Here is a 24,344-nt window from a genome sequence, read left to right as displayed (position 1 = left end):
TCCTTACTTCCCCGCCGCGGCGGGCGTGTGGTTCCAGAGGTGGTGCAGTGCGTACGAGCGCCAGGGCCGCCAGTCGTCGGCGGCGTCCGGGCCGGCGCCGAGGGCGGCGAGTCCGTGGCGTGCCCCGGCGTCGCCGGGGAGGAAGACGTCGGGGTCACCGAGCGCCCGCATCCGGATGTAGCCGGCGGTCCAGGGTCCGACGCCGGTCAGGGCGAGCAGCCGCCGTTCGGCGTCGTCGCGGTCGGCGCCCGGGTCGAGCCGGACCGTGCCGTCGGCGAGGGCCGCGGCCACGGTCCGCAGGGCGCGCCTGCGGGACTCCGGCATGCCCGGGTCGTCGGGGCCGTCGAGCGCGGCCTCGGCGAGGACGCCGGGTTCCGGGAAGACGTGGGTGAGGGTGCCGTCGGGTACGGGCAGCGGGGTGCCGTGGGCGGCGACGAGCCGGGCCGCGAGGCGGGCCGCCGCGGCGACCGAGACCTGCTGCCCGAGCACGGCCCGGACGGCCAGTTCCTCCGCCTCCGCCGCCCCCGGCGACCGGAGGCCGGGCCGGGCGTCGACGAGCGGATGCAGCCGGGGGTCGGCGCCGAGGCGTTCGGCGACGGCGTCGGGATCGGCGTCGAGGTCGAAGAGGCGACGCATCCGCTGGACGGCGTTGGCGAGGTCGCGCAGGTCGGTGAGGTGCAGCCGGCAGGCGAGCCAGGATCCCTGGGTTCCCGGGCGGCCGTCCCCGAGGGGCGGCTCCTGGACCTCGGCGATGCCCGTGCCGTAGGGCAGACGCAGGGTGCGCCGGTAGACGCGGGCACCGGGGGCGCCCGTGACCTCCTCGATCCCGGTGATCGCGCGCCGCTCCAGGAAGTCGAAGACCTGTCGCGCGGCGTACGGGCCCCGGTGGGCGAGCCGCAGCGGTACGCCCGCCGGGGTGGTGCCCTTGCCGGCTCGCGGCGGCCTGCCGGTCCTGGCCTGTGCCCGGAGGGCGGTCGGCGTCTGCGCGTAGATCTCGCGGATGGTGTCGTTGAACTGCCGCACGCTCGCGAAACCGGCCGCGAAGGCGGTCTCCGTGACCGGCAGGTCCGTGGTCTGCAGCAGTACGCGGGCGGTGTGCGCGCGCTGCGCCCGGGCGAGGGCGACGGGTCCGGCGCCCAGTTCCTCGGTGAGCTGCCGGTGCACCTGCCGCTCGCTGTACCCGAGCCGCGCGGCGAGCCCGGCCACGCCCTCCCGGTCCACCACCCCGTCCGCGATCAGCCGCACCGCGCGCCCCACCAGGTCGGCCCGGATGTTCCACTCCGCCGACCCGGGCGCCGCGTCCGGCCGGCACCGCCGGCAGGCCCGGAACCCCGCCCCCTGCGCCGCCGCGGCGGACGGGTAGAAGCGGACGTTCACCCGCTTCGGCGTCACCGCAGGACAGCTCGGCCGGCAGTAGATGCCGGTCGTCGCGACGGCGAAGAAGAACTCGCCGTCGAAGCGGGCGTCTCTGCTGCTTACGGCCTGGTAGCGGAGGTCGTCGGGGTGGGGTGCGGTTGTCGTCACGTGTTCCAGTGTGCGGGAGGGGAGGTGGGGGGACTGGCGGAAATCGGACGCGGGGTTTGGCCCTCCGGGGGGTGCCCCGGTCCCGCCCTTTCACCGTTTTTGCAGGGGCTGCGCCCCCGCACCCCCGAAGCACGCTTCGCCGCGATGCCGGGGGTCCGGGGTGCTCCCCGGGAATCGGCGAAGGGGCGGGCCAGGGGCACAGCCCGCCGCAGGCGCCTAGCGCAAGCGCCCCCGCTTGCGCTCGACCATGTGCACCCCCTCCGCCCGCCGCAGCTTCCACTCCCGTCGCAGCTCGGCGCGGAGGCGCGCGTCCGTGCGGGCCGCGAGGCGCTGGTTCTCGCGGAGGAGCTTGCGGTAGCTGTCGAGGCGGCGAGGGGCGAGCGCGCCCTCCTCGATCGCGGCCGTCACCGCGCACCCCGGCTCGCTGTCGTGGCCGCAGTCGTGGAAGCGGCACTGTTCGGCCAGGGCCTCGATCTCGGAGAAGGTGCGGGAGACGCCGCCCTCGGCGTCCCAGAGGCCGACGCCCCTGAGTCCGGGGGTGTCGATGAGGACGCCGCCGGACGGCAGGGGAAGCAGGTTGCGGGTGGTGGTCGTGTGGCGGCCCTTGCCGTCGCGGTCGCGGATCGCCCGGACGTCCTGGACGTCGGTGCCGACCAGGGCGTTGGCGAGGGTGGACTTGCCGGCGCCGGACGGGCCGAGGAGCACCGACGTGCCCCCGGACAGTACGGCGGCGAGCACGTCGACGCCCTCGCCCGTGGCCGCGCTGACGGCGAAGACCGGGACGCCCGGAGCGGCCGCCTCCGTGTCGGCGAGGAGGTGGCCGAGGACGACCGGGTCCGGGACCAGGTCCGTCTTGGTCAGGACCACGACGGGTTCGGCCCCGGATTCCCAGGCGAGCGCCAGGAAGCGTTCCACCCGGCCGAGGTCCGGGTCGGCGGAGAGCGGGACGGCGATCAGGGCCAGTTCCACGTTGGCGGCCAGGATCTGGCCCTCGGACCGCTGGGAGGACGTGGACCGCACGAACGCCGTGCGGCGCGGCAGCAGCGCCCGTACATGACCTGTCGTCAGGTCCGCGGCCGCCCAGTCGCCGGTGCACATGATGCGCAGCGGGTCGCCCGTGGTGACGGGCGAGGTGTCGGCGTGGACGGTGCGGACGCCGTCGTCGGCGGTCTCGTCGGCGACGACGAGGTCGCAGCGGCCCCGGTCGACGCGGATGATCCGGCCGGGGGCGAGGCCCTCGGCGGCGTGGGGGGTGAAGGCGTCAGCGAACCCCTCGTCCCAGCCGTAGCGGGCGAGGGGGTGCTGTGCGGAGAGCGTGAACGGCTCGGTGGACAACGCGGTGTTCCTTCGGAAGGAGGGAGGTGAGAGTGGTCGATCGCCGGGTACGGGCCGTCGTGGCCGCCGTGGTGACAGTCATCCCGGGCTCACCTCCTGATTCCGCGCGCGGCAGCACCGCTGCCGCTGTCTCCTGCCGCTTTCGTGCGGCTGTCGGAGGGACTCTAGGGCGGGGCGGGCCGCGCTCGCGAGCGATTTTCCGAGCATGCGCGTGCGCTCACGGCCCGGCCCCCTACCGCCTCCGGTGCTTCGCGTGCTTGGGCTCCCCCTTGGCCCCCCTCGCCGTCTTCCCCGCCTTCCCCGCCTTCTCCGACCGCACGTGCTGGAGCCGCGTCCGCACGTCCTCGGGCGGCAGGAACTGCGCCCACCGCTCCGGGAACTCCGACGGCGGCTCACGGTCCCGGAGCCCGTCCTCCGAGTAGCCCTCGGGGTCGTCCTCGTACTCGTGGACCATCGCCAGCGCCGCCCGCTCGGCCGCCATCGCCGCCACGGCGGCGGCCTTGCGGCGGTCCGCCTCGGCGCGGGCGGCGGCGGTGGTCACCGACGGCCAGACGCGGTCCATGGCCGCGTTGACCGCCGCGCCCACGAGCACGGCGAAGGCCGAGACGCCGATCCACAGCAGGACGGCGACGGGCGCCGCGAGCGAGCCGTAGATCGTCAGACCTTCCACCGTGTGGGTGAGGTAGATCCGCAGCAGGAAGCTGCCGATCACCCAGATCGTGAGCGCCACGAGCGCACCGGGGATGTCCTCCCGCCACGGCGACCGCACGGGCACCGACACGTGGTACAGCGTGGTCAGGAAGGCGACGGACAGCACCAGGACGACGGGCCAGTAGAGCACCTGCACGACACCGGCGCTCCACGGCACGATGTTCTCCACCGCCTCCGGCCCCACCACCATCAGCGGCATCACCACCGCCCCGATCAGCAGGGCGACGATGTAGAGCAGGAAGGCCAGCAGCCGCGTGCGGACGATGCCGCGGCGGCCCTCCAGCCCGTACATGATCGTGATGGTGTCGACGAAGACGTTGACGGCCCGCGACCCCGACCACAGGGCGATGGCGAAGCCGACCGAGACGATCTCGGGCCGCCGGGCGCCGTTCTGTACGTCGTTCAGCAGGGGTACGGTGATCTGGTTGACGCCGCGGTCCGACAGGACGGCCGAGGACGCCTTGATGATGTTGTCCTGGAGGCTCTGGATGGTGTGGGTGCCCGTCCAGTCGTCCAGGTACCCCAGCAGGCTCATGAAGCCCAGGAGCAACGGCGGCAGCGACAGCAGGGTGAAGAACGCGGCTTCGGCGGCGAGGCCCGTGACGCGGTACTCCATGCAGGAATTGATCGTGTCCTTGAGGAGCAGCCACGCCATCCTCCGCTTCGACACATTTCGGTACAGGGCCCGGGCTCGGTGGAGCCGGCCCTTCCGCTGCCCCGGTGGTTCATTTGTTGCTGCCTGCACGCCCTAACCGTATCCGTCTCCGACCGGTCCGTTCATCCGCCGGACGGCCGTGCGGGGGCCACCCGAAACCGCCACGGCGCGCGTGGTTGGGTGAGGCCATGGAGAACAGAACGACCCCGGTGACCACCTGGTCACTCCACATGACCGCGCCTGACGCCCTCGTCCCCGCCGGCGCTCCCGGTCCGGCCCCGGATGTCCGCTTCGTACGGTCGGAGGTGCCGTCGCCCGAGTTCAGCCGGTTCCTCTACACGGCCGTCGGCGGTGACCACGCCTGGACGGACCGGCTGGCATGGCCGTACGCGCGGTGGCGCGCGTACCTGGACCGGCCCGGCGTGGAGACGTGGGTGGCGTACGACCGGGGGACGCCGGCCGGCTATGTGGAGCTGGCGCCCGGGGACCCCGGCACCGAGTTCGGGGGCACCGGCCACCCGGGCGACGCCGCGTCCGTCGAGATCGTCTACTTCGGGCTGCTGCCCGCCTTCCAGGGCCGGCGCATCGGCGGCCACCTGCTGACCCATGGCGTCCGGCGGGCCTGGGACCTGGCCGAACGGTGGCCTGAACTGCCGCCGACCCGACGCGTCTGGCTGCACACCTGCTCCAAGGACGGCGAGCACGCCATGGCCAACTACGAGCGCCGCGGCTTCACCGTCTTCGCGACGAGGACGGAGGACGAGCCGGACGTGCCGGCCCCCGGCCCCTGGCCCGGCGCACACCCGGCCACACCCCGGCCCCCGCGGACACCCTCGCCTGACCATCATCCATATCTCACATTTCAAGACGAACCGTCTCACCATGCGGCGAACAGTGGACTGCCCCCAAACGCCCGTGCCACGCTTCCCTCATGTCACGAGCTGGAGTTGCCTTGGTGAGTCGGCGTCACGTCGACCTCGGCCGCGTGTCCAGCGCCATCTGTCCAGCGGGCTGACAGGCTCAGCACCACCGCTTCCCTCACCGCCGTCCCCGAAGGCGCGGACCGGCGGGCCCCACCCGATTCCGTCCGTTCTCGGGCCGTCCGCTGCACCCTCCCCACCCTGCCGCTCGCCATACCCGCAGGTCAGCTCCGTCATGCCGCCGTAGAGCGGCGCCGGCGGCCGGCCCGCCGGGCAGGCGTGCCGCCCGGGTGTGCGGCGCCGGCCCGGCGGGCGGACCATCCGAAGGACAGAACGCCATGGCCGCCACCGCGCAACCCCCCGCAGCCGCAGCGCCGGCGACACCCCGCCGCAAGGCCGGCCGCCACCGTGGCGAAGGCCAGTGGGCCGCAGGCCACTTCACCCCGCTCAACGCCAACGAGCAGGTGAAGAAGGACGACGACGGTCTCAACGTACGGACACGTATTGAGACGATTTACGCCAAGGCGGGTTTCGCCGCCATCGACCCCGCCGACCTGCGCGGCCGGATGCGCTGGTGGGGGCTGTACACCCAGCGCCGGCCCGGCATCGACGGCGGGAAGACCGCGATCCTGGCGCCGGAGGAGCTGGACGACGAGTTCTTCATGCTGCGGGTGCGCGTCGACGGGGGCCGGCTGACCACCGCCCAACTGCGCGTGATCGGTGAGGTGTCACAGGAGTTCGCGCGCGGCACCGCGGACATCACCGACCGCCAGAACATCCAGTACCACTGGATCCGCATCGAGGACGTCCCCGAGATCTGGCGGCGGCTGGAGGCCGTGGGCCTGTCCACCACCGAGGCGTGCGGCGACACCCCGCGCGTCATCCTCGGTTCGCCGGTCGCCGGCATCGCCGAGGACGAGATCCTCGACGGCACCCCGGCCATCGAGGAGATCCGGCGCCGCTTCATCGGCAACAAGGACTTCTCCAACCTCCCCCGCAAGTTCAAGACGGCGGTCTCCGGCTCCCCGCTGCTGGACGTCGTCCACGAGATCAACGACGTGGCGTTCGTCGGCGTCCGCCACCCCGAGCACGGCCCGGGCTTCGACCTGTGGGTGGGCGGCGGGCTGTCCACCAATCCGCGGATCGGCGTCCGGCTCGGCGCCTGGGTGCCGTTGGCGGACGTACCGGACGTCTTCGGCGGCGTGATCGGCATCTTCCGCGACTACGGCTACCGGCGGCTGCGCAACCGGGCGCGGCTGAAGTTCCTCCTCGCCGACTGGGGGCCGGAACGGTTCCGCGAGGTCCTGGAGAAGGAGTACCTGGGCCGCCCGCTGCTCGACGGGCCCGCGCCCGAGCGGCCGGCGGAGCGCTGGCGCGACCACGTCGGCGTCCACCGGCAGCGCGACGGCCGGTACTACGTCGGCTTCGCGCCGCGCGTCGGGCGGGTGGACGGCAGCACCCTGACGAAGATCGCCGAGCTGGCTGAGGCCCATGGCTCGGGCCGGCTGCGGACCACCGCCGAGCAGAAGATGATCGTCCTCGACGTGCCGGAGGACCGCGTCGCGTCGCTGACCGCCGGCCTGGAGGCGCTGGACCTCCGGGTGACCCCGTCCCCGTTCCGGCGCGGCACGATGGCCTGCACCGGCATCGAGTTCTGCAAGCTGGCGATCGTCGAGACCAAGGCGCGCGGCGCGTCCCTCATCGACGAACTGGAGCGCCGCCTTCCGGAGTTCGACGAGCCGCTCACCATCAACCTCAACGGCTGCCCCAACGCCTGCGCCCGTATCCAGGTGGCGGACATCGGTCTCAAGGGGCAGTTGGTCACGGACGAGCAGGGCCGCCAGGTCGAGGGCTACCAGGTGCACCTGGGCGGGGCGCTCGGCCTGGAGGCCGGCTTCGGCCGCAAGGTGCGCGGCCTCAAGGTGACCGCGGACGGACTCGCCGACTACGTCGAACGGGTGCTCCGGCGCTACCTCGCCGGCCGCGCGGACGGCGAGCGCTTCGCCGCCTGGGCGGCCCGGGCCGGCGAGGAGGAGCTGTCGTGAGCGAGCGCGCCGCCCCCTTCCACTGCCCGTACTGCGGCGACGAGGACCTGCGGCCCCACGAGGAGGGCCACGGAGCGTGGGAGTGCGCCGCGTGCAACCGCGCGTTCCAGTTGAGGTTCCTGGGGTTGCTGAGCCGAGGACCGGCCGCCGGAGCGACCGGGGCGCAGCGCGGAACGGAAGGAGTAACCGATGACCGGCCCTGAGCCGCACGTCCTCGAACGGCTGGCCCTCCGCGCCGGCCGCGAGCTGGAGGACGCCCCCGCCGAGGAGATCCTGCGCTGGGCCGTGGACACCTTCGGCGACCGCTTCTGCGTCACCTCCTCCATGGAGGACGCCGTCGTCGCCCACCTCGCCTCCCGCGTCCGACCCGGCGTGGACGTCGTCTTCCTCGACACCGGCTACCACTTCCCGGAGACCATCGGGACGCGCGACGCGGTGGCGGCGGTGATGGACGTCAACGTCGTCACCCTCACCCCGCCGCAGAGCGTCGCCGAGCAGGACGCCGCGTACGGCCCGGCGCTGCACGACCGCGACCCGGACCTGTGCTGCGCGCTGCGCAAGGTGCGTCCGCTGCGGGAGGGGCTGGCGGGGTACGACGCGTGGGCGACCGGGCTGCGCCGCGACGAGTCCCCGACCCGGGCCGCGACGCCCGTCGTCGGCTGGGACGCCCGGCGCGGCAAGGTGAAGGTCGCGCCGATCGCCCGCTGGACGCGGGACGACGTGGACGCGTACGTCGCCGAGCACGGCGTGCTCACCAATCCGCTGCTCATGGACGGGTACGCGTCCATCGGCTGCGCGCCCTGCACCCGCCGGGTGCGGGAGGGCGAGGACGCGCGGGCCGGCCGCTGGGCGGGCCGGGCCAAGACCGAATGCGGGCTGCACGGATGACCGGATCCCACGCGCCGTACGCGCCACCCGCACCCCACGCGTCGTACGCGCCCCACGAACCGAACCGACCGAACTTCTGGGAGAACCGGATGACGGGTGCCACGGTGTGGCTCACCGGCCTGCCGAGCGCGGGCAAGACGACGATCGCCCGCGCGCTCGCGGACCGGCTGCGGGCCGAGGGGCGTCCGGTGGAGGTGCTGGACGGCGACGAGATCCGCGAGTTCCTCTCCGCCGGCCTGGGCTTCTCCCGTGCCGACCGGGACGTCAACGTCCGGCGCATCGGCTTCGTCGCCCAGCTGCTCGCCGCCCACGGCGTGACGGTCCTGGTGCCCGTCATCGCCCCGTACGCCGACACCCGCGAGGCCGTGCGCAAGCGCCACCAGGCGCTGGGAACCGGCTACTTGGAGGTGCACGTGGCGACGCCCGTCGAGGTCTGCTCGGCCCGGGACGTCAAGGGCCTGTACGCCCGCCAGGCGGCCGGCGAGCTCACCGGTCTGACCGGGGTGGACGACCCGTACGAGGCGCCGGACGACCCCGACCTGCGCATCGACGCCCACGAGCGGACGGTGGCGGAGTCGGCGGACGCGGTGCACGCGCTGCTGGCGGGGAGGGGAGTGCTGTGACGGCTCGCGGTGACAGCCCGTACGCCCTGTCGCACCTCGACGCGCTGGAGTCGGAGGCGGTGCACGTCTTCCGGGAGGTGGCGGGCGAGTTCGAACGGCCGGTGCTGCTGTTCTCCGGCGGCAAGGACTCCGTCGTCATGCTGCACACGGCGCTGAAGGCGTTCGCCCCGGCCGCGCTGCCGTTCGCGCTGCTTCACGTGGACACCGGGCACAACTTCCCCGAGGTGCTGGCCTACCGCGACCGCGTCGTCGCCCGGCACGCGCTGCGGCTGCACATCGCGTCCGTCCAGCGGTTCATCGACGACGGACGGCTGCGCGAACGCCCCGACGGCACCCGCAACCCGCTGCAGACCGTGCCGCTGCTGGACGCCATCGAACGGCACCGCTTCGACGCGGTGTTCGGCGGCGGACGCCGGGACGAGGAGAAGGCGCGGGCGAAGGAGCGGGTGTTCTCACTGCGCGACGAGTTCGGCGGCTGGGACCCGCGCCGGCAGCGGCCGGAGCTGTGGGACCTCTACAACGGTCGGCACTCCCCCGGCGAGCACGTCCGCGTCTTCCCCCTCTCCAACTGGACCGAGCTGGACGTCTGGCAGTACATAGCTCGCGAGGGCATCGAACTCCCCTCCCTCTACTACGCCCACGAGCGCGAGGTCTTCGCCCGGTCCGGGATGTTGCTGACCCCCGGTGAGTGGGGTGGCCCCCGGGACGGGGAGCGGGTGGAGAGACGCGTGGTGCGCTACCGGACGGTCGGTGACATGTCCTGCACGGGCGCCGTCGAGTCGGACGCCGTCACCGTCGACCGGGTCATCGAGGAGATCGCCGCCTCCCGGCTCACCGAGCGGGGCGCGACGCGCGCCGACGACAAGCTGTCGGAGGCCGCGATGGAAGACCGCAAGCGCGAGGGGTACTTCTGATCATGAGCATCTCCAGCACCACCGGCACCGCCGGCATCACCACGGAGCCCGCCGCCGCCACCTCGCTGCTGCGCTTCGCCACCGCCGGTTCGGTCGACGACGGCAAGTCCACGCTGGTCGGACGGCTGCTGCACGACTCCAAGTCGGTCCTGGCCGACCAGTTGGAGGCCGTCGAGCACGCCTCCCGCGACCGCGGCCACGACGAGCCCGACCTGGCGCTGCTGACCGACGGGCTGCGGGCGGAGCGCGAGCAGGGCATCACCATCGACGTCGCCTACCGCTACTTCGCCACCGCCCGCCGCCGGTTCGTCCTCGCCGACACCCCCGGGCACGTGCAGTACACCCGCAACATGGTCACCGGCGCGTCCACCGCCGAACTGGCCCTGGTCCTGGTCGACGCCCGGCACGGCGTCGTCGAACAGACCCGCCGGCACGCCGCCGTGGCCGCGCTGCTGCGCGTGCCGCACCTGGTGCTGGCGGTCAACAAGATGGACCTGGTGGACTGGTCCGAGGCCGTGTTCGCCCGGATCGCCGAGGAGTTCACGGCCTACGCGGGGTCGCTCGGCGTCCCCGACGTGACCGCCATCCCGGTGTCGGCGCTCGCGGGCGACAACGTCGTGACGCCCTCGGCCCACCTGGACTGGTACGGCGGTCCGACCGTCCTGGAGCACCTGGAGACCGTCCCGGTGATCGCCGACCCCACCGGCGACCCGGCCCGGTTCCCCGTCCAGTACGTGATCCGCCCGCGGACCGCCGGCCACCCCGACTACCGCGGCTACGCCGGACGGATCGCCTCCGGCGTGCTGCGCGTCGGGGAGCCGGTCACCGTCCTGCCGTCCGGCCGGACGAGCACCATCACCGCGATCGACGCGCTCGGCACGCCGGTGGACGTGGCGTGGGCGCCGCAGTCGGTGACCGTGCGGCTCGCCGACGACCTCGACGTCGCGCGCGGCGACCTCATCGCCCCGACGGCGGGCGCGCCGGAGCCGGTCCGGGACGTCGAGGCGACCGTCTGCCACGTCGCCGACCGGCCGCTGCGGGAAGGCGACCGGGTCCTCCTGAAGCACACCACGCGCACGGTGAAGGCCGTGGTCAAGGCGCTGCCTTCCCGACTCGACCCGGCGGAGCTGGCGCTTCGCCCGTCCCCCGGCGAGCTGGCCGCCAACGACATAGGCCGCGTGGTACTCCGCACCGCCGAGCCGCTGGCCCTGGACGACTACGCGGCGTCCCGGAGCACCGGCGCCTTCCTGCTCATCGACCCGGCCGACGGGACGACGCTGACCGCCGGCATGGCGGGCCCGGCGTTCGCGGCGGCGGCCGGGAGGCCGGGCCCGAACGCCGCGCCCCCGGCCGCGGACGACGGCTGGGACTTCTGATGCCCGGCGAAGGAGACCGACGCGAACCGCGCCCGGGCGGACGGAGGCGGGACCGGCGGGTTCCCGGCCGCCGGCCGGAACATTCGACGGCGGAGGGCGACAGCCGGCGCGGCCCCGGCGCGGGCCGTCACGGACCGTGGAGCCTCGGCTCCCGGCCTGTGCTTCCGACGCCGGACGGCGGCGGCCGACGCGCACCGAGCACGGACGGCCACCAACCGCCAGGCCCCGGCCAAGACCCGTGGCTTCCCACGCCGGACGGCAACGGCCGACGCAGGCCCGGCGCAGGCGATCACCAACCATGGAGCCCCGGCCCCCGGCCCGGCCTCCCGACGCCGGACGGCGGCGGCCGACGGGCACCGAGCACGGACGGCCACCAACCGTCAGGCCCCGGCCAAGACCCGTGGCTTCCGGCGCCGGACGGCAGCGGCCTGCGCGGCCCAAGCGCGGACGGTCACGAATCGTCGGGCCCCGGCCGTCGGCCGGGTTCTCCGGCGGCGGAGGGCCCGGAGCCCGTTCCGGGTGTCTTTGCGACCTTCGGGCGCCTGGGCGGCCGGGTCGGCGGCGGGACGCTCGGCAGCGGCAGGGGCGGCGTCGCGCGATGTGCGGGCGGGCGGCCCGTGGCGTACGCCGGGTGACGGCGGGCGGTTCGGCGCAGGCCGCCCTCGTGGAGGCCGCTCCGGCGGAGGCCGCTTCCGCAGAGGCCGGGTGACGGGCGTGGCGGGGGCTCGTCCATCACCCGCGACCGGCCGCCGTCCGGGGCGCCTCCGGCGCCGGGGGCCGTCCGTCCCGCCGGACGCGCGGTACGCGGAGGCCCCGGCCTCCGGCAGCGACCGCCGTACCGCCACGCGTGCGACGCGCCCGGCGTCCGGTGCCGACCGGTCGGCGACGGCGCCCGGTTCCGGGCAGGGGACCGCCGTGCCGCACCGGCCCGGCGCCCGTACGGTCGCCGCCGCACCGGACCACGCGGGCCGCGAGGCCCGCGCGGCACGGCGGCCCTGCCCGTCGTCGCCGCACCCCGCACCGCCCCGCAATATCCGTGCAACACCCGCGCAACGCCCCTGCCGGAACCTCCTGTTCAAGCCCCCGCCGCCCCCACCGCTCCTCCGCTCCCCCTCCCCGCGCTCCGCGCCGCCGCCCCGCCGAGAGGAACCACCCCCATGCCCGCCTCCGCCCGCCGCCGACCACGCGCGGCCGCCGTCCCCCTGCCGGCCCTGGCCCTCTCCCTCCTCCTCGCCCTGACGTCCTGCGGCTACGGCTCCGCGAAGGACGACACGCGCCCCGCCGGCCAGGCCGCCGCCGGCGCGGCGAAGCTGTCGGCCGACTCCGTCACCATCGGCTACTTCCCCAACATCACGCACGCCACCCCGCTGGTCGGAGAGCAGGAGGGCATCCTGCGGAAGGAACTCGGCGGCACCAAGCTCAAGTCGACCACGTTCAACGCGGGCCCGTCCGAGATCGAGGCGCTCAACGCCGGCTCGATCGACATCGGCTGGATCGGCCCCTCACCCGCGATCAACGGCTACGTCAAGGCCAAGGGCGAGAACCTGCGGATCGTCTCCGGCTCGGCGTCCGGCGGCGTCAGGCTCGTCGTCGACCCCAAGAAGATCCGCACGCTCGACGACGTCAAGGGCAAGCGGATCGCCACCCCGCAGAAGGGCAACACCCAGGACGTGGCCTTCCTCAACTGGATCGCGGGCAGGGGCTGGAAGGTCGATCCGCAGAGCGGCAAGGGCGACGTGTCGGTGGTGCGGACGGACAACAAGGTGACGCCGGACGCGTTCAAGTCCGGTTCGGTGGACGGCGCGTGGGTGCCGGAGCCGACGGCGTCGAAGCTGGTGTCCGAGGGCGGCAAGGTGCTGCTGGACGAGTCGTCGCTGTGGCCCGGCGGGAAGTTCGTGATCACCAACGTCATCGTGTCGCGGAAGTTCCTCGACCGGCACCCGGACGTCGTCGAGGCCGTGCTGCGCGGCTCGGTGCGCACCAACGCCTGGATCGCGGCCAATCCGGCGAAGGCGAAGGCGTCCGCCAACGCGGCGCTGAAGAAGCTCTCCGGCAAGGCGCTGCCGGCCGACGTCCTCGATCCGGCGTGGGCGTCCATCCGGACCACCGACGACCCGCTGGCGGCCACCCTGCGGGCCGAGGCCGACCACGCGGTCGCCGCCGGCCTGCTGAACAAGCCCGACCTGTCGGGCATCTACGACCTCGCTCCGCTCGACAAGGTCCTCAAGGCCGAGGGCCGGCCGCCCGTCGACGCGGCGGGGCTCGGCCGGCAGTAGGCGGTACGTCGCCGGCGCCGGAACGGCACGACGCCGGCAGCAGGCGTACGACACGTCCCCGCACCACCGACCGCACACCAGGAGGTCCGGATGGCCCCGACCACGACCCCCACGACCACCGACACGACCGGCGCGACCGGCGCGACCGGCACCCCCCTCGCACCGGCGGGCGGCGCGCCGCCCGCCGTCCGGATCGACCGCGTCCACAAGAACTTCGGCCGGTCCGGCGACGGCCGCCCGGTCCTGGAGGACATCACGCTCGACGTCCGCCCCGGGGAGTTCGTCTGCCTGCTGGGGGCCAGCGGCTGCGGGAAGTCCACGCTGCTGAACCTGGTCGCCGGGCTGGACCGGCCCACCGCGGGCACCATCGAGGTGCCCGGCGGCCGGCCGGCGCTGATGTTCCAGGAGCACGCGCTGTTCCCGTGGCTGACGGCCGGCCGCAACATCGAACTCGCGCTCCGGCTGCGGGGCGTGCCGCGGGCCGACCGGCGGGCGGAGGCCGAGCGGTTGCTCGACCTCGTCCGCCTCGGGGGCGCGCACCGCAAGCGGGTGCACGAGCTGTCCGGCGGCATGCGGCAGCGCGTCGCCCTCGCCCGGGCGCTGGCCCAGGACAGCCGGCTGCTGCTGATGGACGAGCCGTTCGCCGCCCTCGACGCGATCACCCGGGACGTGCTGCACCACGAACTCACCCGGATCTGGTCGGAGTCGACGGAGTCGGAGTCGGGGTCCGCGCTGTCGGTGCTGTTCGTCACGCACAACGTGCGCGAGGCGGTGCGGCTGGGACAGCGCGTGGTGCTGCTGTCGTCCCGGCCGGGCCGGGTGGCGCGGGAGTGGACGGTCGGCATCCCGCAGCCGCGCCGCATCGAGGACGCGGCGGTCGCCGACCTGTCCGTGGAGATCACCGAGGAACTGCGTGGGGAGATCCGCCGCCATGGCAAGCACTGAGACCGCCGCCACCGGGGCCGCCGCCACCGGGACCGCCGCCACCGAGACCGCCTCCTCCGACCTGGCCGGGCTGGAGGCCGGGCTCGACGCCCTGGACGCCGTCCCGGTCGAACGGCCGCCGCTGCGCCGCGTACTGCTGCACAAGGTGCTGCCACCGGTCACGGCCGTCGTCCTCGTCGTCGCCGTCTGGAAGCTGCTGGTCGTCGCCGGGGTCACCGAGGACTACAAGCTGCCCGACCCGTCCGCCGTCTGGCACAGCCTCCGCGAACTCTGGCTCCAGGGAACGCTGTTCGACATCATCTGGACCAGCGTCTCGCGCGGCCTGCTCGGCTTCCTCGCCGCACTCGCCCTCGGCACCCCGCTGGGCCTGCTGGTGGCGCGCGTGCCCTTCGTCCGGGCCGCCCTCGGCCCCATCCTCTCCGGCCTCCAGTCACTGCCCTCGGTGGCGTGGGTGCCGGCGGCGGTCATCTGGCTGGGGATCACGGACGCGGCGATGTACGCGGTGATCCTGCTGGGCGCCGTCCCGTCGATCGCCAACGGGCTGGTGTCCGGCATCGACCAAGTGCCGCCGCTGTACCTGCGGGCCGGCCGCACCCTGGGCGCGACGGGGGCCCGGGGCGCACGCCACGTCCTGCTGCCGGCGGCACTGCCCGGCTACATCGCGGGCCTCAAACAGGGCTGGGCGTTCTCCTGGCGCTCCCTGATGGCGGCCGAACTCATCGCGTCCTCCCCCGACCTGGGCCTGGGCCTGGGCCAGTACCTGGAGAACGCGCGCACCGACTCCGACATGCCGGGGGTGCTGCTCGGCATCCTGTTGATCCTCTTCGTCGGCATCGCCATCGACCTGGCGGTCTTCAGCCCCCTCGAACGCCGGGTGCTCCGTACCCGGGGACTGGCGGCGAAGTGACGGACACCCCTCCCGCGCTGCTCCTCGTCGCCCACGGCAGCCGCGACCCGCGCCACGCGGCGACCGTCGCCGCCCTGCGCACCCGGGTCGCGGCCCGCCTCCCGGGTGTCCGCGTCACGGCCGGCTTCCTGGACCTCCGCACTCCCGACGTCCCGACGGCCCTGACCCGCCTGGCGGAGGACGGGGTACGGACGGCGGTGGCCGTACCGCTGCTGCTGACGCACGCCTTCCACGCGTCGACGGACATCCCGGACGTACTCCGCACCGCCACCCCGCCAGGACTGGCCGTCCACCAGGCGCCGGTGCTGGGCCCGTCCCCCCTCCTCCTCTCCGCCCTGGAAAGACGCCTGCGCGCGGCGGGCGCCCCCGTACACGCCCGCCGCACCACGGGCGTCGTCCTGGCCGCCGCGGGCTCCTCCGACCCGACGGCCACCGCCACCATCGAAGCCCTGGCCCACATCTGGCAGGCCACCGGCTGGCACACCGTCCACCCCGCCTACGCCTCCGCCACCGGCCCCCGCACGGAAGACGCCATCCGCACCCTCCGCGCCCAGGGCTGCCGGCACATCGCCGTGGCCCGTTACATGCTGGCCCCCGGCCGCCTCCCGGACCGCATCGCCGCGGGCGCCGCCACGGCCGGCGCCGACACGGTGGCGGAACCACTGGGCGCGGTACGGGAGGTGGTGACGCTGCTGGTGCGGCGGTACGAAGAGGGGGCCGCGGCGGCCGCCGGGGCGAACGGGGTGCGCGCGGCGGCTTGAACCGCACCCGGCCGTTCGACGCCTCCGCCGGCAACGCCCGCGACGGGCAGAGGCCGAAGCCGAGCGGAGGCGTGACGCCATGCTCGTCACGCCGTCCCGTCCGAGCGTCCCTCGGGCAGCAGCCGGACGACCGAGGCCGTCGCCGCCGCGAGCACGATCAGGTACACCAGCCCGGCCCGCAGCCCTTCGGCCGTGCCCTGCGGCGTACCGTCGCCGCCGCCGTAGTAGACGATGCCGATCAGCACGACTCCGAGGGCGTTGCCCACCTGCATCACGGAGGTCAGCACGCCGGAGGCCGCGCCGGCCAGGCGGGGTTCGACGCCCGCGAGCACGGTCGCGTTGAGTGGTGCCATCACCATGCCCAGACCCGCGCCGGCCGTCAGCAGAGCGGGTGCGAGCGCTCCGGTATGCCCGCCGGCACCGATGCGGGAAACCGTCAGCGACAGCCACAGATGACCGACGGCGAGCGTGATCCCGCCGAGCACCAACGCCTGCCGCCCGAACCGGGCGCCGAGCCTCCGGGCCGAGACCGTGGTGACGAAGAAGCCCACTCCCATGACGGTGAAGGTGAGACCGGAATCCAGAGCGCCGAGCCCCAGGCCCTGTTGCAGGTACAGCGCGAGCACCAGGAAGAACGACGTCACCCCCGCGTAGAAGAGGAGCACCGCGGCCAGGCCGACGGTGAAGGCGCGCCGCCGGAAGAGCGTGAGGTCGACCAGCGGCGAGCCGCCGCGCGCCCGCAGCCCGCGCTGATGCCAGGCGAACGCCCCGAGCAGCGGCAGCGCCGCCGCCAGGCAGGCCCACGTCCACGGGGGCCAGTCCCGCTCGCGCCCCTCGACCAGCGGCAGCACCACCGCGACCAGACCGAGGGTGACCAGCACCGCGCCCGGGATGTCGAGCCGGCCGCTCTCCGGAGCACGCGACTCGGGGACCGCCCGGGGAAGGAGCAGCAACGCCGCGATGCCGACCGGCACGTTGATCAGAAAGCAGCCGCGCCAGCCCAGGCCGGCCACATCGGCCTGGACCAGCGCTCCGCCGATCAACTGCCCCCCGATGGAACCGGAGGCGAGCACCATGCCGTACGCCGTGAAGGCCCGGGCCCGCGCGGGGCCGGCATAGGTCACGCCGAGGATGGTCAGCACCTGCGGCGAGAGCACCGCCGCGCCCACGCCCTGCGCCACCCGGGCGGCCACCAGGGCCGAGGCGTTCGGCGCGGTCCCGCACCCCAGCGACGCCACGGTGAACAGCAGCAGTCCGCTCGCGTAGAGGCGACGCCGGCCGAAGAGGTCGCCGAGCCGTCCGGCGGTGATGAGCCCGCAGGCGTAGGCCAGGCCGTATCCCGCCACGATCAGCTGTACCTGGTCAGTGCCCGCGCGGAGTTCCCGCTGGAGGGCGGGGACGGTCACGTTCACGATGAAGAAGTCGAGGACGACCATGAAGGTGCCGGCCAGGATCACCGGCAGGGCGAGCGGACCGGGTAGGCCGGTCGCCTGCTGTTCGCGTACGGTCCGTGAGGTGCCGACGTCGGCCACGGTGTCCCTTCCCGTGCGTGCGGATGAGTACGGCCGCCCCCAATTTCCGCGGCGCCGAGCCGCCCTGTCGATGACCTCACGGGTAATGGCCCGGCTCACCGCCCGGCCGGGCACGCCGAGCTTCCGGCCGGTCGCCTCCGCTCGCAGGCGTCGGCCGGGGCGCGGCCCACCTCCGAAACGCGGCGGAGGTAGTCGCGGATGACGGCGGGCTCGTCGTCGATGCGGCCGGCCGGGAGCTCGGCGAAGGCCCGGCTCGGTTCGTCCCGCGCGGTGCGGACGGTAACAAGGGAGCCGGGGGCCGCGGCCGGTTCGGGACGAGGTCGTTGCCGGCGTCGAGCTGCTGACCGGGCGTCCGGCCCGTACGTTCGCGGCGTGGGCCGAGGCACACGCGGCGGACTTCACCGCCTGAACGGGCTTCGCGCCCGAGCGGACGTCACGCCCGGGCGCGCCGGGGATCAGACCACCGACTCGGCGGCCGTCCCGAGGCCCAGCGCCAACAGGACGCCGCCCGTGGCGCGTTCCAGGTTGCGGTGGACGCGGGGGCGGCGCAGCCAGGCCATGAAGCGGGTGGCGCCGAGGGTCACGAGCAGCAGCCAGGCGGCGGCGATGACCGCGTCGATCACCCCGAAGAGGAGGGTGGTGGTCAGCGGGGACGCGCCGTCCGGCAGGAACTGCGGGGCGACGGCGACGAAGAAGACGCCGACCTTGGGGTTGAGCAGGCAGCTCAGCACGCCCTGCCGGAAGGCCGCGCCGGCACCGAGCGCTCCGGGCTCGTCGTCCTCGGTCACCACGGCCGGCGGCTCCTTGGACAGGGCGACGGCGCGGCGCTGCGCCCAGAGCGCCTGGGCACCGAGGAAGACGAGGTAGGCGGCACCGGCGAGTTTGACGAACGTGAACGCCGCGTCCCATCGCTGCAGTGCCGCCGCCAGGCCGAACGCGGCGGCCACGCCCCAGCCCAGCGACCCCACGGCCGCCCCGAGGCCGGTGGCGGCGCCTGCGCGGCGCCCGCCGCGCAGGCAGTTGCGCAGCACGAGCACGAGGTCGGGGCCCGGGGAGACCGTCACCAGGAGGGAGAAGAGGGCGAAGCCGAGTATCGCGGTCGTCATGCAGCACTCCAGTCACACGTCGGTGATCGGAGCCTAATGGGGCCCGGAGGGACGGGCGCCGGCGATTTCGCAAGCCTCCGGTGACGGAGGTGGCCGCCGTGCCCCGTGGGGGTGAGGCACGGCGGCCGAGGGGACCGTACCAGGCGGTCGGTACCCCGCGCGTCCGAACGCCGGCGGCCGGACGGCCCGGATCCGCCCGCTCCGTGCGGTCCGCGCACCGCGGGGCGCGTCCGACGGGGTCGGCGGCGGCGTTCGGTTCCTTCCGCGCCTCGGCGATCCGTCCACGGGGACGGACGTTCGACGGCTGGCGGCCCCCACGGAGGGTTGCCGGTGCGGGTCCCGGTGCCGGCAGGCGGCAGAATGCCCGGGGACACCCCTCGCCGGAACACCGGGCGCGGAACACCCGCGTCCGCGGGGCCGAGGGGACGGAACGAGAGCGAGGGTACGGACGGTGGCCGACGTGTCGGAGGCGGCATTCACGGAGCGGCGGGCGCGCGCCCTCCTGACGCGGGCCGGGGTGACGGAACCCGCGGCGCGCGACGCGACGCTGCTCGCCCTGGGCGAGAACGCGGTGTTCGCGACCGGCGGCCTGGTGGTGAAGGTCGGGCGGCACGCCTCGCTCGCCGACCGCGCGCGCCGCGAACTGCGCGTCGCCGCCTGGCTGGCGGAGAGCGGGGTCCCGGCCGTGCGTCCCGCCGAGGCGGACGTGGTGCCGGCGGACGGGCACCCGGTGACGCTCTGGCACCGCCTCCCCGACGCCGTCCGCCCCGCCGCCCCCGAGGACCTGGCCGGGCTGCTCCGGCTCGTCCACGCCCTGCCCGCCCCGGACTTCGGCCTGCCGCCGCGCGAACTGCTCGACGGCGTCGAGCGCTGGCTGCTGCTGGCCGGAGAGGCGATCGACCCGGCGGACGCCGCGTACCTGCGCGAGCGCCGCGACGGTTTCGCCGCGGCCGCGGCCGCGCTCGTCCCGCACCTTCCACCGGGCCCGGTGCACGGCGACGCGCTCCCCCGCAACGTCCATGTCGGGCCGGACGGGCCCGTCCTGGTCGACCTGGAGACCTTCGCCGCGGACCTGCGCGAGCACGACCTGGTCGTGATGGCCCTCAGCCGCGACCGCTACGGCCTCGACCCGCGCGCCTACGACGCCTTCGTCCGCGCCTACGGCTGGGACGTCCGCGAGTGGGACGGCTGCGCGGTGCTGCGCGGGGCGCGCGAGACGGCCAGTTGCGCCTGGGTCGCCCAGCACGCGCCGGGCAATCCGGCCGCGCTGGCCGAGTTCCGCCGCAGGGTCGCGTCGCTGCGGGACGGCGACCCGGCGGTGCGCTGGCGACCTTTCTGAGGCGGCTTCTCCGGGCCGCCCTTCCGAGGCTGCCTTCTCGGGGCGGCCTTTACGAGGCGGCCTTTCCGGGGCTGCCTTTGCGACGCGGCCTTTCCGATGGCCGGCGGCCGGGGACCCGGGGACCGGGGACCCGGGGCACGTCGCACGCGGCCCGGCCGATGACCGCCGACGGGCCGACGAGCCCCCGCCGACGGGCCCCGACCCGCACTCCACCGGACGCGGCGCCGGACGCGGCCCCGGGTACGGCCTCAGATGCTGCGCGCGGTGATGTCACCGTAGGAGGTGGTCGCCCGGATGGTCAGGCCGGCGGCCGCGCCCTCGCTGTTCTTGAGCGCGTTGTGTATCCGGCCGTAGGCGGTGCCCGCGTCCAGCGAGGCGGAGACGCCACGGGCGGCGCCGACCGACACCTCACCGGCCTCGGTGTGCAGCACGACCGTGCCGCGCACCGCCTCGGCGACGCGGAGGTCGCCCTTCCGGGTGCTGATCTCCGCATCGCCGCCCAGGCGGCCGACGGAGACGTCACCGGCCTGGAGGACGAGGCGGGCACTCGCGGCCTCGTCGAGCTTGACCTCGCCCCGCGCGCTCTCGAAGGCGACGTCGCCGAGCCGTCCGACGCCCCGGAGTTCACCGTCGGCGGTCTTCGCCTCGACCCGGGAACCGGCGGGCAGCCGGACAGTCACCTCGACCGACCCGGAGCTGCCGAGGACCGGGTTCTTCGCCGGCGCGGCCGCGATCCGCAGGACACCGTCGGCGTAGGCGACCTCGACCCGCTCCGCGGCCTTGACGTCGCGGCCCTTGGAGGCATCAGCGGGCAGGACCTCGACCACGGTGTCGGCGCGGTCGGCGGCGATGAACCGGACGTGTGCGGCGGGGATGTCGAGGACGGCGGCGACGGGGGCGGGGGTGGCGAACTTCTGCATGGCGCTCTCCTTGTGCGTGCTCTTTCCGATGAATGAAACGCTACGTTGCATTCACATCTCCCGCAATGATCGCATTGCATCTAAAGCCCATTTCCGCAGCTCAGACGCAATGAATCATTGCAATCAGCCTAGAAGCTAACGCAACATCAGCCACCCTTTCGTTGCAATGAAATGAAGGCGAACGCTATGGTGACGGCCTTCATGACCCAAGATCGAGGACCGCGAAGGAGACCGTGATGCCGGGAGGCAGGCTCACCCAGCAGGAACGCCGGCAGATCGCGCTGGGGCTGGCCGACGGCCTCGCCTACGCGGAGATCGCCCGCCGTCTCGACCGCCCGACCTCGACGGTCACGCGCGAGGTGATGCGCAACGGCGGGCCCACCGCCTACCGCGCCGACCTGGCCCACCGCGCAACCGAGCACCGCGCCCGGCGGCGCGGCCAGGCCGCGTCACGGGCGGCGGAGGCGCCGCCGCAGGCGCACGGACGGGACGCCGAGGCGGTCAGTGCGTACGAGGAGTTGCTCACCACCGTCCTCATGCAGTCGGGCATGCCCAGGATGACGGCCCGAGTGCTGGCCGCGCTCACCCTCACCGACGAGGGCAGCCTCACCGCGTCCGACCTCGTCCGGCGCCTCCGGGTGAGTGCGGCGTCCGTCTCCAAGGCGGTCGGGTTCCTGGAGAGTCAGGGACTCGTCCGCCGGGAACGCGACGAGCGCCGCCGTGAGCGCTATGTCGTCGACGACGACGTCTGGTACCAGTCGATGATGGCCAGTGCCCGGTCGACGGCCCAGCTCGTCGAGACCGCGCGGGAGGGTGTCGGCGTCCTCGGCTCCGGCACCCCGGCCGGGAACCGCATGGAGAACATCGCCCGTTTCCTGGACTTCGTCTCCGAGAGCATCGCCCGCGCTGCGGAACAGGCCCGCGAGATCCTCCACACCCGAGCGGCCCCGGCCCCGGCCCCGACCCCAGCCCCGCCCCAGACACCGGCCCCGGAGCGAACCGACGCGGACCCCCAGGGCGACACCGACCGCGGCACAGACCGCGACGCCGACCGGGACACCCGCCCGTAGCGCCCGCCCGTAGCACCCGGCCGGACCACACCGCCCACCACCACCCCGCCGCCGCCTACCGCAACGGCCACCTCCCGTCCACCACGGCCCCCTCGTGCCCCTGCCTCCGCAGCCACGCCTGATAGCCCGCGGCCCACTCGCCGTACCAGCGCACCTGGCTGCGGTGCAGGTCCGCCAAGTCGGCCTCCCCTATGCTCGGGTGCCGCTCGGCTATCGCGCGGGCGACCCGTACCGCCGCCAGGGCGTCGGCTCCCGCCTCGTGGGCGGCGTCCAGGACGACCCCGTACTCGGCGCAGACCGCGCCGAGCGTGCGGCGCCCCTTGCGGTAACGGTCGACGGCGCGGTCGATGGTGAGGGGGTCGACGACCGGGCCGAGCCCCTCGGGCAGCAGCGGTGGCAGGCCGTACCGGCGCAGCTCGGCGGCGAGGAGGCTGAGGTCGAAGGCGGCGTTGTAGGCGACGACCGGGGTGCCCGCCGCCCAGTGGGCGGCCAGTGCCCGCCCTATTTCCGCGACCACCTCGTACGCGGGCCGGCCCTCCGCCGCCGCCCGTTCCCCGGTGATGCCGTGGATGGCGGCGGCCTCGGCCGGGATCGGTACGCCCGGATCGGCGAGCCAGCTCCTCCGGCCCACCGGCTCACCGGCCTTGGTCTCCACGATGGCCGCCGTGACGATCCGCGCCTCCGCCGGATCCGTCCCCGTCGTCTCCAGGTCGAACCCGACCAGCAGCTCCCCGTGCCAGCCCATGGCACATCCCCCCTCGGTGGTGCTTTCCCCGTTGGATTACCAGCCTCGCACGAGGCACTGACAATGGGCTGAGGCCGGGTCATGCCTGCTGACAGGCAAGGGAGCACCGAGCACGGGGACGCCAGGCAAGGCCGGCAAGGCGGAAGAGGAGGAGGCGCCAGGCAAGCGGCAGAACGTCAGGAGACCGGCCGCGAGTCCTGCCAGACCCCTTCGAACTCCTCGCGATAGGTGTCGAACAGCCCGTGCTCGTCCGGCGCCTGCGCCCGCGCCTCGGTGCGCCGGCCGCCGCGCAGCACCAGCACCGGCGCCTCCATCCCGCGCGCCTTGCGCAGGTAGGGCTGGACGACGGCGAGCCCGTCGGGCCCGTCCCCGTTGACGAGGTAGGCCGTGAAGCGCGGCGTCTCGTCGAAGACGCGGATCTCGAACGCGGTGGGGTCGGTCAGCCGGTCGCGCACCCGCCGCATGTGCATGATGTTCATCTCCACGGACCGGCTCATCTCGCCCTTCTTCAGGCCGAGCTCGCGCTCGCGGCGGCGGACCGCGCTGCTCGCCGGGTTGAGGAAGAGGAGCCGTGCCCGGCAGCCGTGCTCGGCGAGCCGCACCAGCCGCCGCCCCGAGTAGTTCTGCACCAGCAGGTTCAGGCCGATGCCCACCGCGTCGAGGCGGCGGGCGCTGCCGAAGAGGTCCTCGACGGGCAGCTGCCGCTGGAGCCGCACCCGGTCGGGGTGGACGCCGACGACGTCCGCGTACCGGTCGCCGACCAGGTCCTCGACCGCGTCGACGGGCAGCCGGTCGACGGAGTGCCCGCCGGGGCCGCTGCCGAGGATGTCCAGCAGCCGGGTGGACGCCCGCTCCGCCTGGTCGAGGACGGTCCGGGAGAGGGCCCGGTTGCGGGAGACGACGTTCCGGGTGACCTCCAGCTCGTCGAGGGCCAGTTCGAGCTCGCGCCGGTCGTCGAGGTACGGCTCGAAGCACGGCCAGTGCTGGACGAGGAGTTCCCGCAGCTGGGGGAGGGTGAGGAAGCTGAGGACGTTGTCGTCGGCCGGGTCGAGGAGGTAGCCCTTGCGGCGGCTGACCTCGCGGACGGCGACGGCCCGCTGCACCCACTCCTGTCCGGCGGGGCCGGCCGCGGCGACGACCCACTCGTCCTCGCCGTGCACCGGCTCGTACACCGGACGCAGCACGGCGGCGACGACGGCGCGCAGCCGCTGTTCGACCAGATTCAGCCAGATGTAGGCACGGCCGGCGCGGCGGGCGCGGGTGCGCACCTCGCTCCACGCGGCGGCGTCCCAGTCCAGCTCCGCCCCGATCTCACCGGGGCGTACCAGCGAGACCGCGCCGAGGGGTGTACCGCCGGGCACTTCCTCCCCCGCGTCGCCGTCCGCAGGGGGCAGCTCCAGCCCGCCCGAGCTCACCAGTCCACCGCCTTCCGCCCCCCGTTCAATGATCAAGGCAGACTACTGCGCCCGCGGGAGGCGGCGCACACGGGCCGGATGGCCGCCCGGTGAACTCGCCTGCCGCATGAGGCGGTTGTCCACGGCCGCCGGGGCGGTAGTGACCTGACTCATAGTGATATGCGGCACGGAGCACGGAGAAAGGCCGAAACCTGCTTGCGGAGGGCGTGGGTCCGAGGGGGAAATCCGGCCCGTCACCCGAGTGGACGTGGTCCGTCGGGCGGTGGGGGCGGCGCTTTTGGGGAAGATCTGTATCTCGACGGTCCAGGGCAACGGTGCCCGGGAGAGCCGGAGACGC

21 protein-coding genes and 1 pseudogene are annotated in these 24,344 nt (G+C 74.3%); 14 read left to right on the top strand and 8 right to left on the bottom strand.

Features of this window, described 5'->3' with window-relative positions; all coding sequences use genetic code 11:
• Positions 1–3: 3 nt before the first annotated feature.
• From ACQEVS_RS26560 to ACQEVS_RS26550, 3 genes are all read right to left on the bottom strand, one after another.
• Positions 4–1,524 carry a DNA-3-methyladenine glycosylase 2 family protein gene (locus ACQEVS_RS26560; RefSeq protein WP_433024238.1) on the bottom strand — a complete coding sequence of 507 codons (1,521 nt, stop codon included), beginning with the start codon at positions 1,522–1,524 and terminating at the stop codon, positions 4–6.
• A gap of 216 nt (positions 1,525–1,740) precedes the next feature.
• Positions 1,741–2,859 (bottom strand): ribosome small subunit-dependent GTPase A, encoded by a 1,119-nt coding sequence (gene rsgA / locus ACQEVS_RS26555; protein WP_433024236.1) that lies wholly within the window; start codon positions 2,857–2,859, stop codon positions 1,741–1,743.
• Positions 2,860–3,091: 232 nt separating this feature from the next.
• Complete coding sequence (locus ACQEVS_RS26550) at positions 3,092–4,225, bottom strand: YihY/virulence factor BrkB family protein (RefSeq protein WP_433024234.1); 1,134 nt, start codon at positions 4,223–4,225, stop codon at positions 3,092–3,094.
• Positions 4,226–4,413: 188 nt separating this feature from the next.
• Between ACQEVS_RS26550 and ACQEVS_RS26545 the strand changes: the two are divergent.
• From ACQEVS_RS26545 to ACQEVS_RS26490, 12 genes and pseudogenes are all read left to right on the top strand, one after another.
• A pseudogene (locus ACQEVS_RS26545) lies at positions 4,414–5,034 on the top strand (GNAT family N-acetyltransferase); the annotation flags it as partial.
• Between the two features lie 122 nt (positions 5,035–5,156).
• Complete coding sequence (locus ACQEVS_RS26540) at positions 5,157–5,240, top strand: putative leader peptide (protein ID WP_351506350.1); 84 nt, start codon at positions 5,157–5,159, stop codon at positions 5,238–5,240.
• Positions 5,241–5,483: 243 nt separating this feature from the next.
• Positions 5,484–7,190 carry a nitrite/sulfite reductase gene (locus tag ACQEVS_RS26535; protein ID WP_433024232.1) on the top strand — a complete coding sequence of 569 codons (1,707 nt, stop codon included), beginning with the start codon at positions 5,484–5,486 and terminating at the stop codon, positions 7,188–7,190.
• The gene (locus tag ACQEVS_RS26530) at positions 7,187–7,393 is read left to right on the top strand and encodes a hypothetical protein (protein WP_433024230.1); all 207 of its coding nucleotides are present in this window, start codon (positions 7,187–7,189) and stop codon (positions 7,391–7,393) included. The genes ACQEVS_RS26535 and ACQEVS_RS26530 overlap by 4 nt, the downstream gene beginning before the upstream one ends.
• Positions 7,380–8,078 (top strand): phosphoadenylyl-sulfate reductase, encoded by a 699-nt coding sequence (locus ACQEVS_RS26525; RefSeq protein WP_433024228.1) that lies wholly within the window; start codon positions 7,380–7,382, stop codon positions 8,076–8,078. The genes ACQEVS_RS26530 and ACQEVS_RS26525 overlap by 14 nt, the downstream gene beginning before the upstream one ends.
• A gap of 89 nt (positions 8,079–8,167) precedes the next feature.
• Positions 8,168–8,701, top strand: a complete 534-nt coding sequence (gene cysC / locus ACQEVS_RS26520) for an adenylyl-sulfate kinase (protein ID WP_433024226.1) — start codon at positions 8,168–8,170, stop codon at positions 8,699–8,701.
• Positions 8,698–9,615 carry a sulfate adenylyltransferase subunit CysD gene (gene cysD, locus ACQEVS_RS26515; RefSeq protein ID WP_433024224.1) on the top strand — a complete coding sequence of 306 codons (918 nt, stop codon included), beginning with the start codon at positions 8,698–8,700 and terminating at the stop codon, positions 9,613–9,615. The genes cysC and cysD overlap by 4 nt, the downstream gene beginning before the upstream one ends.
• Positions 9,616–9,617: 2 nt before the next feature.
• A complete protein-coding gene (locus ACQEVS_RS26510) occupies positions 9,618–10,991 on the top strand; it encodes a sulfate adenylyltransferase subunit 1 (RefSeq protein WP_433024222.1) in 1,374 nt (457 codons plus the stop codon).
• A gap of 1,157 nt (positions 10,992–12,148) precedes the next feature.
• Complete coding sequence (locus ACQEVS_RS26505; protein WP_433024220.1) at positions 12,149–13,267, top strand: aliphatic sulfonate ABC transporter substrate-binding protein; 1,119 nt, start codon at positions 12,149–12,151, stop codon at positions 13,265–13,267.
• A gap of 90 nt (positions 13,268–13,357) precedes the next feature.
• Entirely contained in the window at positions 13,358–14,212 is an 855-nt protein-coding gene (locus tag ACQEVS_RS26500; RefSeq protein WP_433024218.1) for an ABC transporter ATP-binding protein, read from the top strand.
• Positions 14,199–15,119: an ABC transporter permease gene (locus ACQEVS_RS26495; RefSeq protein ID WP_433024216.1), complete on the top strand. Its 921-nt coding sequence runs from the start codon at positions 14,199–14,201 to the stop codon at positions 15,117–15,119. Before ACQEVS_RS26500 ends, ACQEVS_RS26495 begins: the two co-directional genes overlap by 14 nt.
• A complete protein-coding gene (locus ACQEVS_RS26490; protein ID WP_433024214.1) occupies positions 15,116–15,880 on the top strand; it encodes a sirohydrochlorin chelatase in 765 nt (254 codons plus the stop codon). The genes ACQEVS_RS26495 and ACQEVS_RS26490 overlap by 4 nt, the downstream gene beginning before the upstream one ends.
• Before the next feature lie 86 nt (positions 15,881–15,966).
• Here ACQEVS_RS26490 and ACQEVS_RS26485 read toward each other — a convergent pair whose 3' ends face one another.
• Both ACQEVS_RS26485 and ACQEVS_RS26480 read right to left on the bottom strand, forming a co-directional pair.
• A complete protein-coding gene (locus tag ACQEVS_RS26485) occupies positions 15,967–17,412 on the bottom strand; it encodes an MFS transporter (RefSeq protein WP_433024212.1) in 1,446 nt (481 codons plus the stop codon).
• Between the two features lie 455 nt (positions 17,413–17,867).
• Positions 17,868–18,518: a LysE family translocator gene (locus tag ACQEVS_RS26480; RefSeq protein ID WP_433024210.1), complete on the bottom strand. Its 651-nt coding sequence runs from the start codon at positions 18,516–18,518 to the stop codon at positions 17,868–17,870.
• Positions 18,519–18,978: 460 nt separating this feature from the next.
• Here ACQEVS_RS26480 and ACQEVS_RS26475 point away from each other — a divergent pair, with 460 nt between their 5' ends.
• On the top strand, positions 18,979–19,857 hold the full coding sequence (locus ACQEVS_RS26475; protein WP_433024208.1) for a phosphotransferase enzyme family protein: 879 nt from the start codon (positions 18,979–18,981) through the stop codon (positions 19,855–19,857).
• A gap of 248 nt (positions 19,858–20,105) precedes the next feature.
• On the opposite strand, the gene ACQEVS_RS26470 is transcribed toward ACQEVS_RS26475, so the two are convergent.
• Positions 20,106–20,777, bottom strand: coding sequence for a DUF4097 family beta strand repeat-containing protein (locus ACQEVS_RS26470; RefSeq protein ID WP_433024206.1), 672 nt, complete (start codon positions 20,775–20,777; stop codon positions 20,106–20,108).
• Between the two features lie 236 nt (positions 20,778–21,013).
• Between ACQEVS_RS26470 and ACQEVS_RS26465 the strand changes: the two genes are divergently transcribed.
• Positions 21,014–21,847: a MarR family transcriptional regulator gene (locus ACQEVS_RS26465; RefSeq protein ID WP_433024204.1), complete on the top strand. Its 834-nt coding sequence runs from the start codon at positions 21,014–21,016 to the stop codon at positions 21,845–21,847.
• A 55-nt stretch (positions 21,848–21,902) separates the two neighbouring features.
• Here the strand turns inward: ACQEVS_RS26465 and ACQEVS_RS26460 are convergent, their stop codons facing one another.
• Positions 21,903–22,592: a 3'-5' exonuclease gene (locus tag ACQEVS_RS26460; RefSeq protein ID WP_433024202.1), complete on the bottom strand. Its 690-nt coding sequence runs from the start codon at positions 22,590–22,592 to the stop codon at positions 21,903–21,905.
• A gap of 176 nt (positions 22,593–22,768) precedes the next feature.
• Positions 22,769–24,007 carry an SAV2148 family HEPN domain-containing protein gene (locus tag ACQEVS_RS26455; RefSeq protein ID WP_433024200.1) on the bottom strand — a complete coding sequence of 413 codons (1,239 nt, stop codon included), beginning with the start codon at positions 24,005–24,007 and terminating at the stop codon, positions 22,769–22,771.
• Positions 24,008–24,344 lie beyond the last annotated feature (337 nt).

The organism is Streptomyces sp. CA-181903 (assembly GCF_050937075.1).
Taxonomy (GTDB): domain Bacteria; phylum Actinomycetota; class Actinomycetes; order Streptomycetales; family Streptomycetaceae; genus Streptomyces.
This window is presented reverse-complemented; position numbering and strand designations above follow the sequence as displayed.

Excerpts from the sequence above, each read along its gene's own strand:
- ACQEVS_RS26550 (WP_433024234.1), bottom strand. The coding sequence starts at position 4,225 with ATGGCGTGGCTGCTCCTCAAGGACACGATCAATTCCTGCATGGAGTAC.
- ACQEVS_RS26540 (WP_351506350.1), top strand. The coding sequence starts at position 5,157 with ATGTCACGAGCTGGAGTTGCCTTGGTGAGTCGGCGTCACGTCGACCTC.
- ACQEVS_RS26535 (WP_433024232.1), top strand. The coding sequence starts at position 5,484 with ATGGCCGCCACCGCGCAACCCCCCGCAGCCGCAGCGCCGGCGACACCC.
- ACQEVS_RS26525 (WP_433024228.1), top strand. The coding sequence starts at position 7,380 with ATGACCGGCCCTGAGCCGCACGTCCTCGAACGGCTGGCCCTCCGCGCC.
- cysC (WP_433024226.1), top strand. The coding sequence starts at position 8,168 with ATGACGGGTGCCACGGTGTGGCTCACCGGCCTGCCGAGCGCGGGCAAG.
- ACQEVS_RS26510 (WP_433024222.1), top strand. The coding sequence starts at position 9,618 with ATGAGCATCTCCAGCACCACCGGCACCGCCGGCATCACCACGGAGCCC.
- ACQEVS_RS26505 (WP_433024220.1), top strand. The coding sequence starts at position 12,149 with ATGCCCGCCTCCGCCCGCCGCCGACCACGCGCGGCCGCCGTCCCCCTG.
- ACQEVS_RS26500 (WP_433024218.1), top strand. The coding sequence starts at position 13,358 with ATGGCCCCGACCACGACCCCCACGACCACCGACACGACCGGCGCGACC.
- ACQEVS_RS26495 (WP_433024216.1), top strand. The coding sequence starts at position 14,199 with ATGGCAAGCACTGAGACCGCCGCCACCGGGGCCGCCGCCACCGGGACC.
- ACQEVS_RS26480 (WP_433024210.1), bottom strand. The coding sequence starts at position 18,518 with ATGACGACCGCGATACTCGGCTTCGCCCTCTTCTCCCTCCTGGTGACG.
- ACQEVS_RS26470 (WP_433024206.1), bottom strand. The coding sequence starts at position 20,777 with ATGCAGAAGTTCGCCACCCCCGCCCCCGTCGCCGCCGTCCTCGACATC.
- ACQEVS_RS26465 (WP_433024204.1), top strand. The coding sequence starts at position 21,014 with ATGCCGGGAGGCAGGCTCACCCAGCAGGAACGCCGGCAGATCGCGCTG.
- ACQEVS_RS26460 (WP_433024202.1), bottom strand. The coding sequence starts at position 22,592 with ATGGGCTGGCACGGGGAGCTGCTGGTCGGGTTCGACCTGGAGACGACG.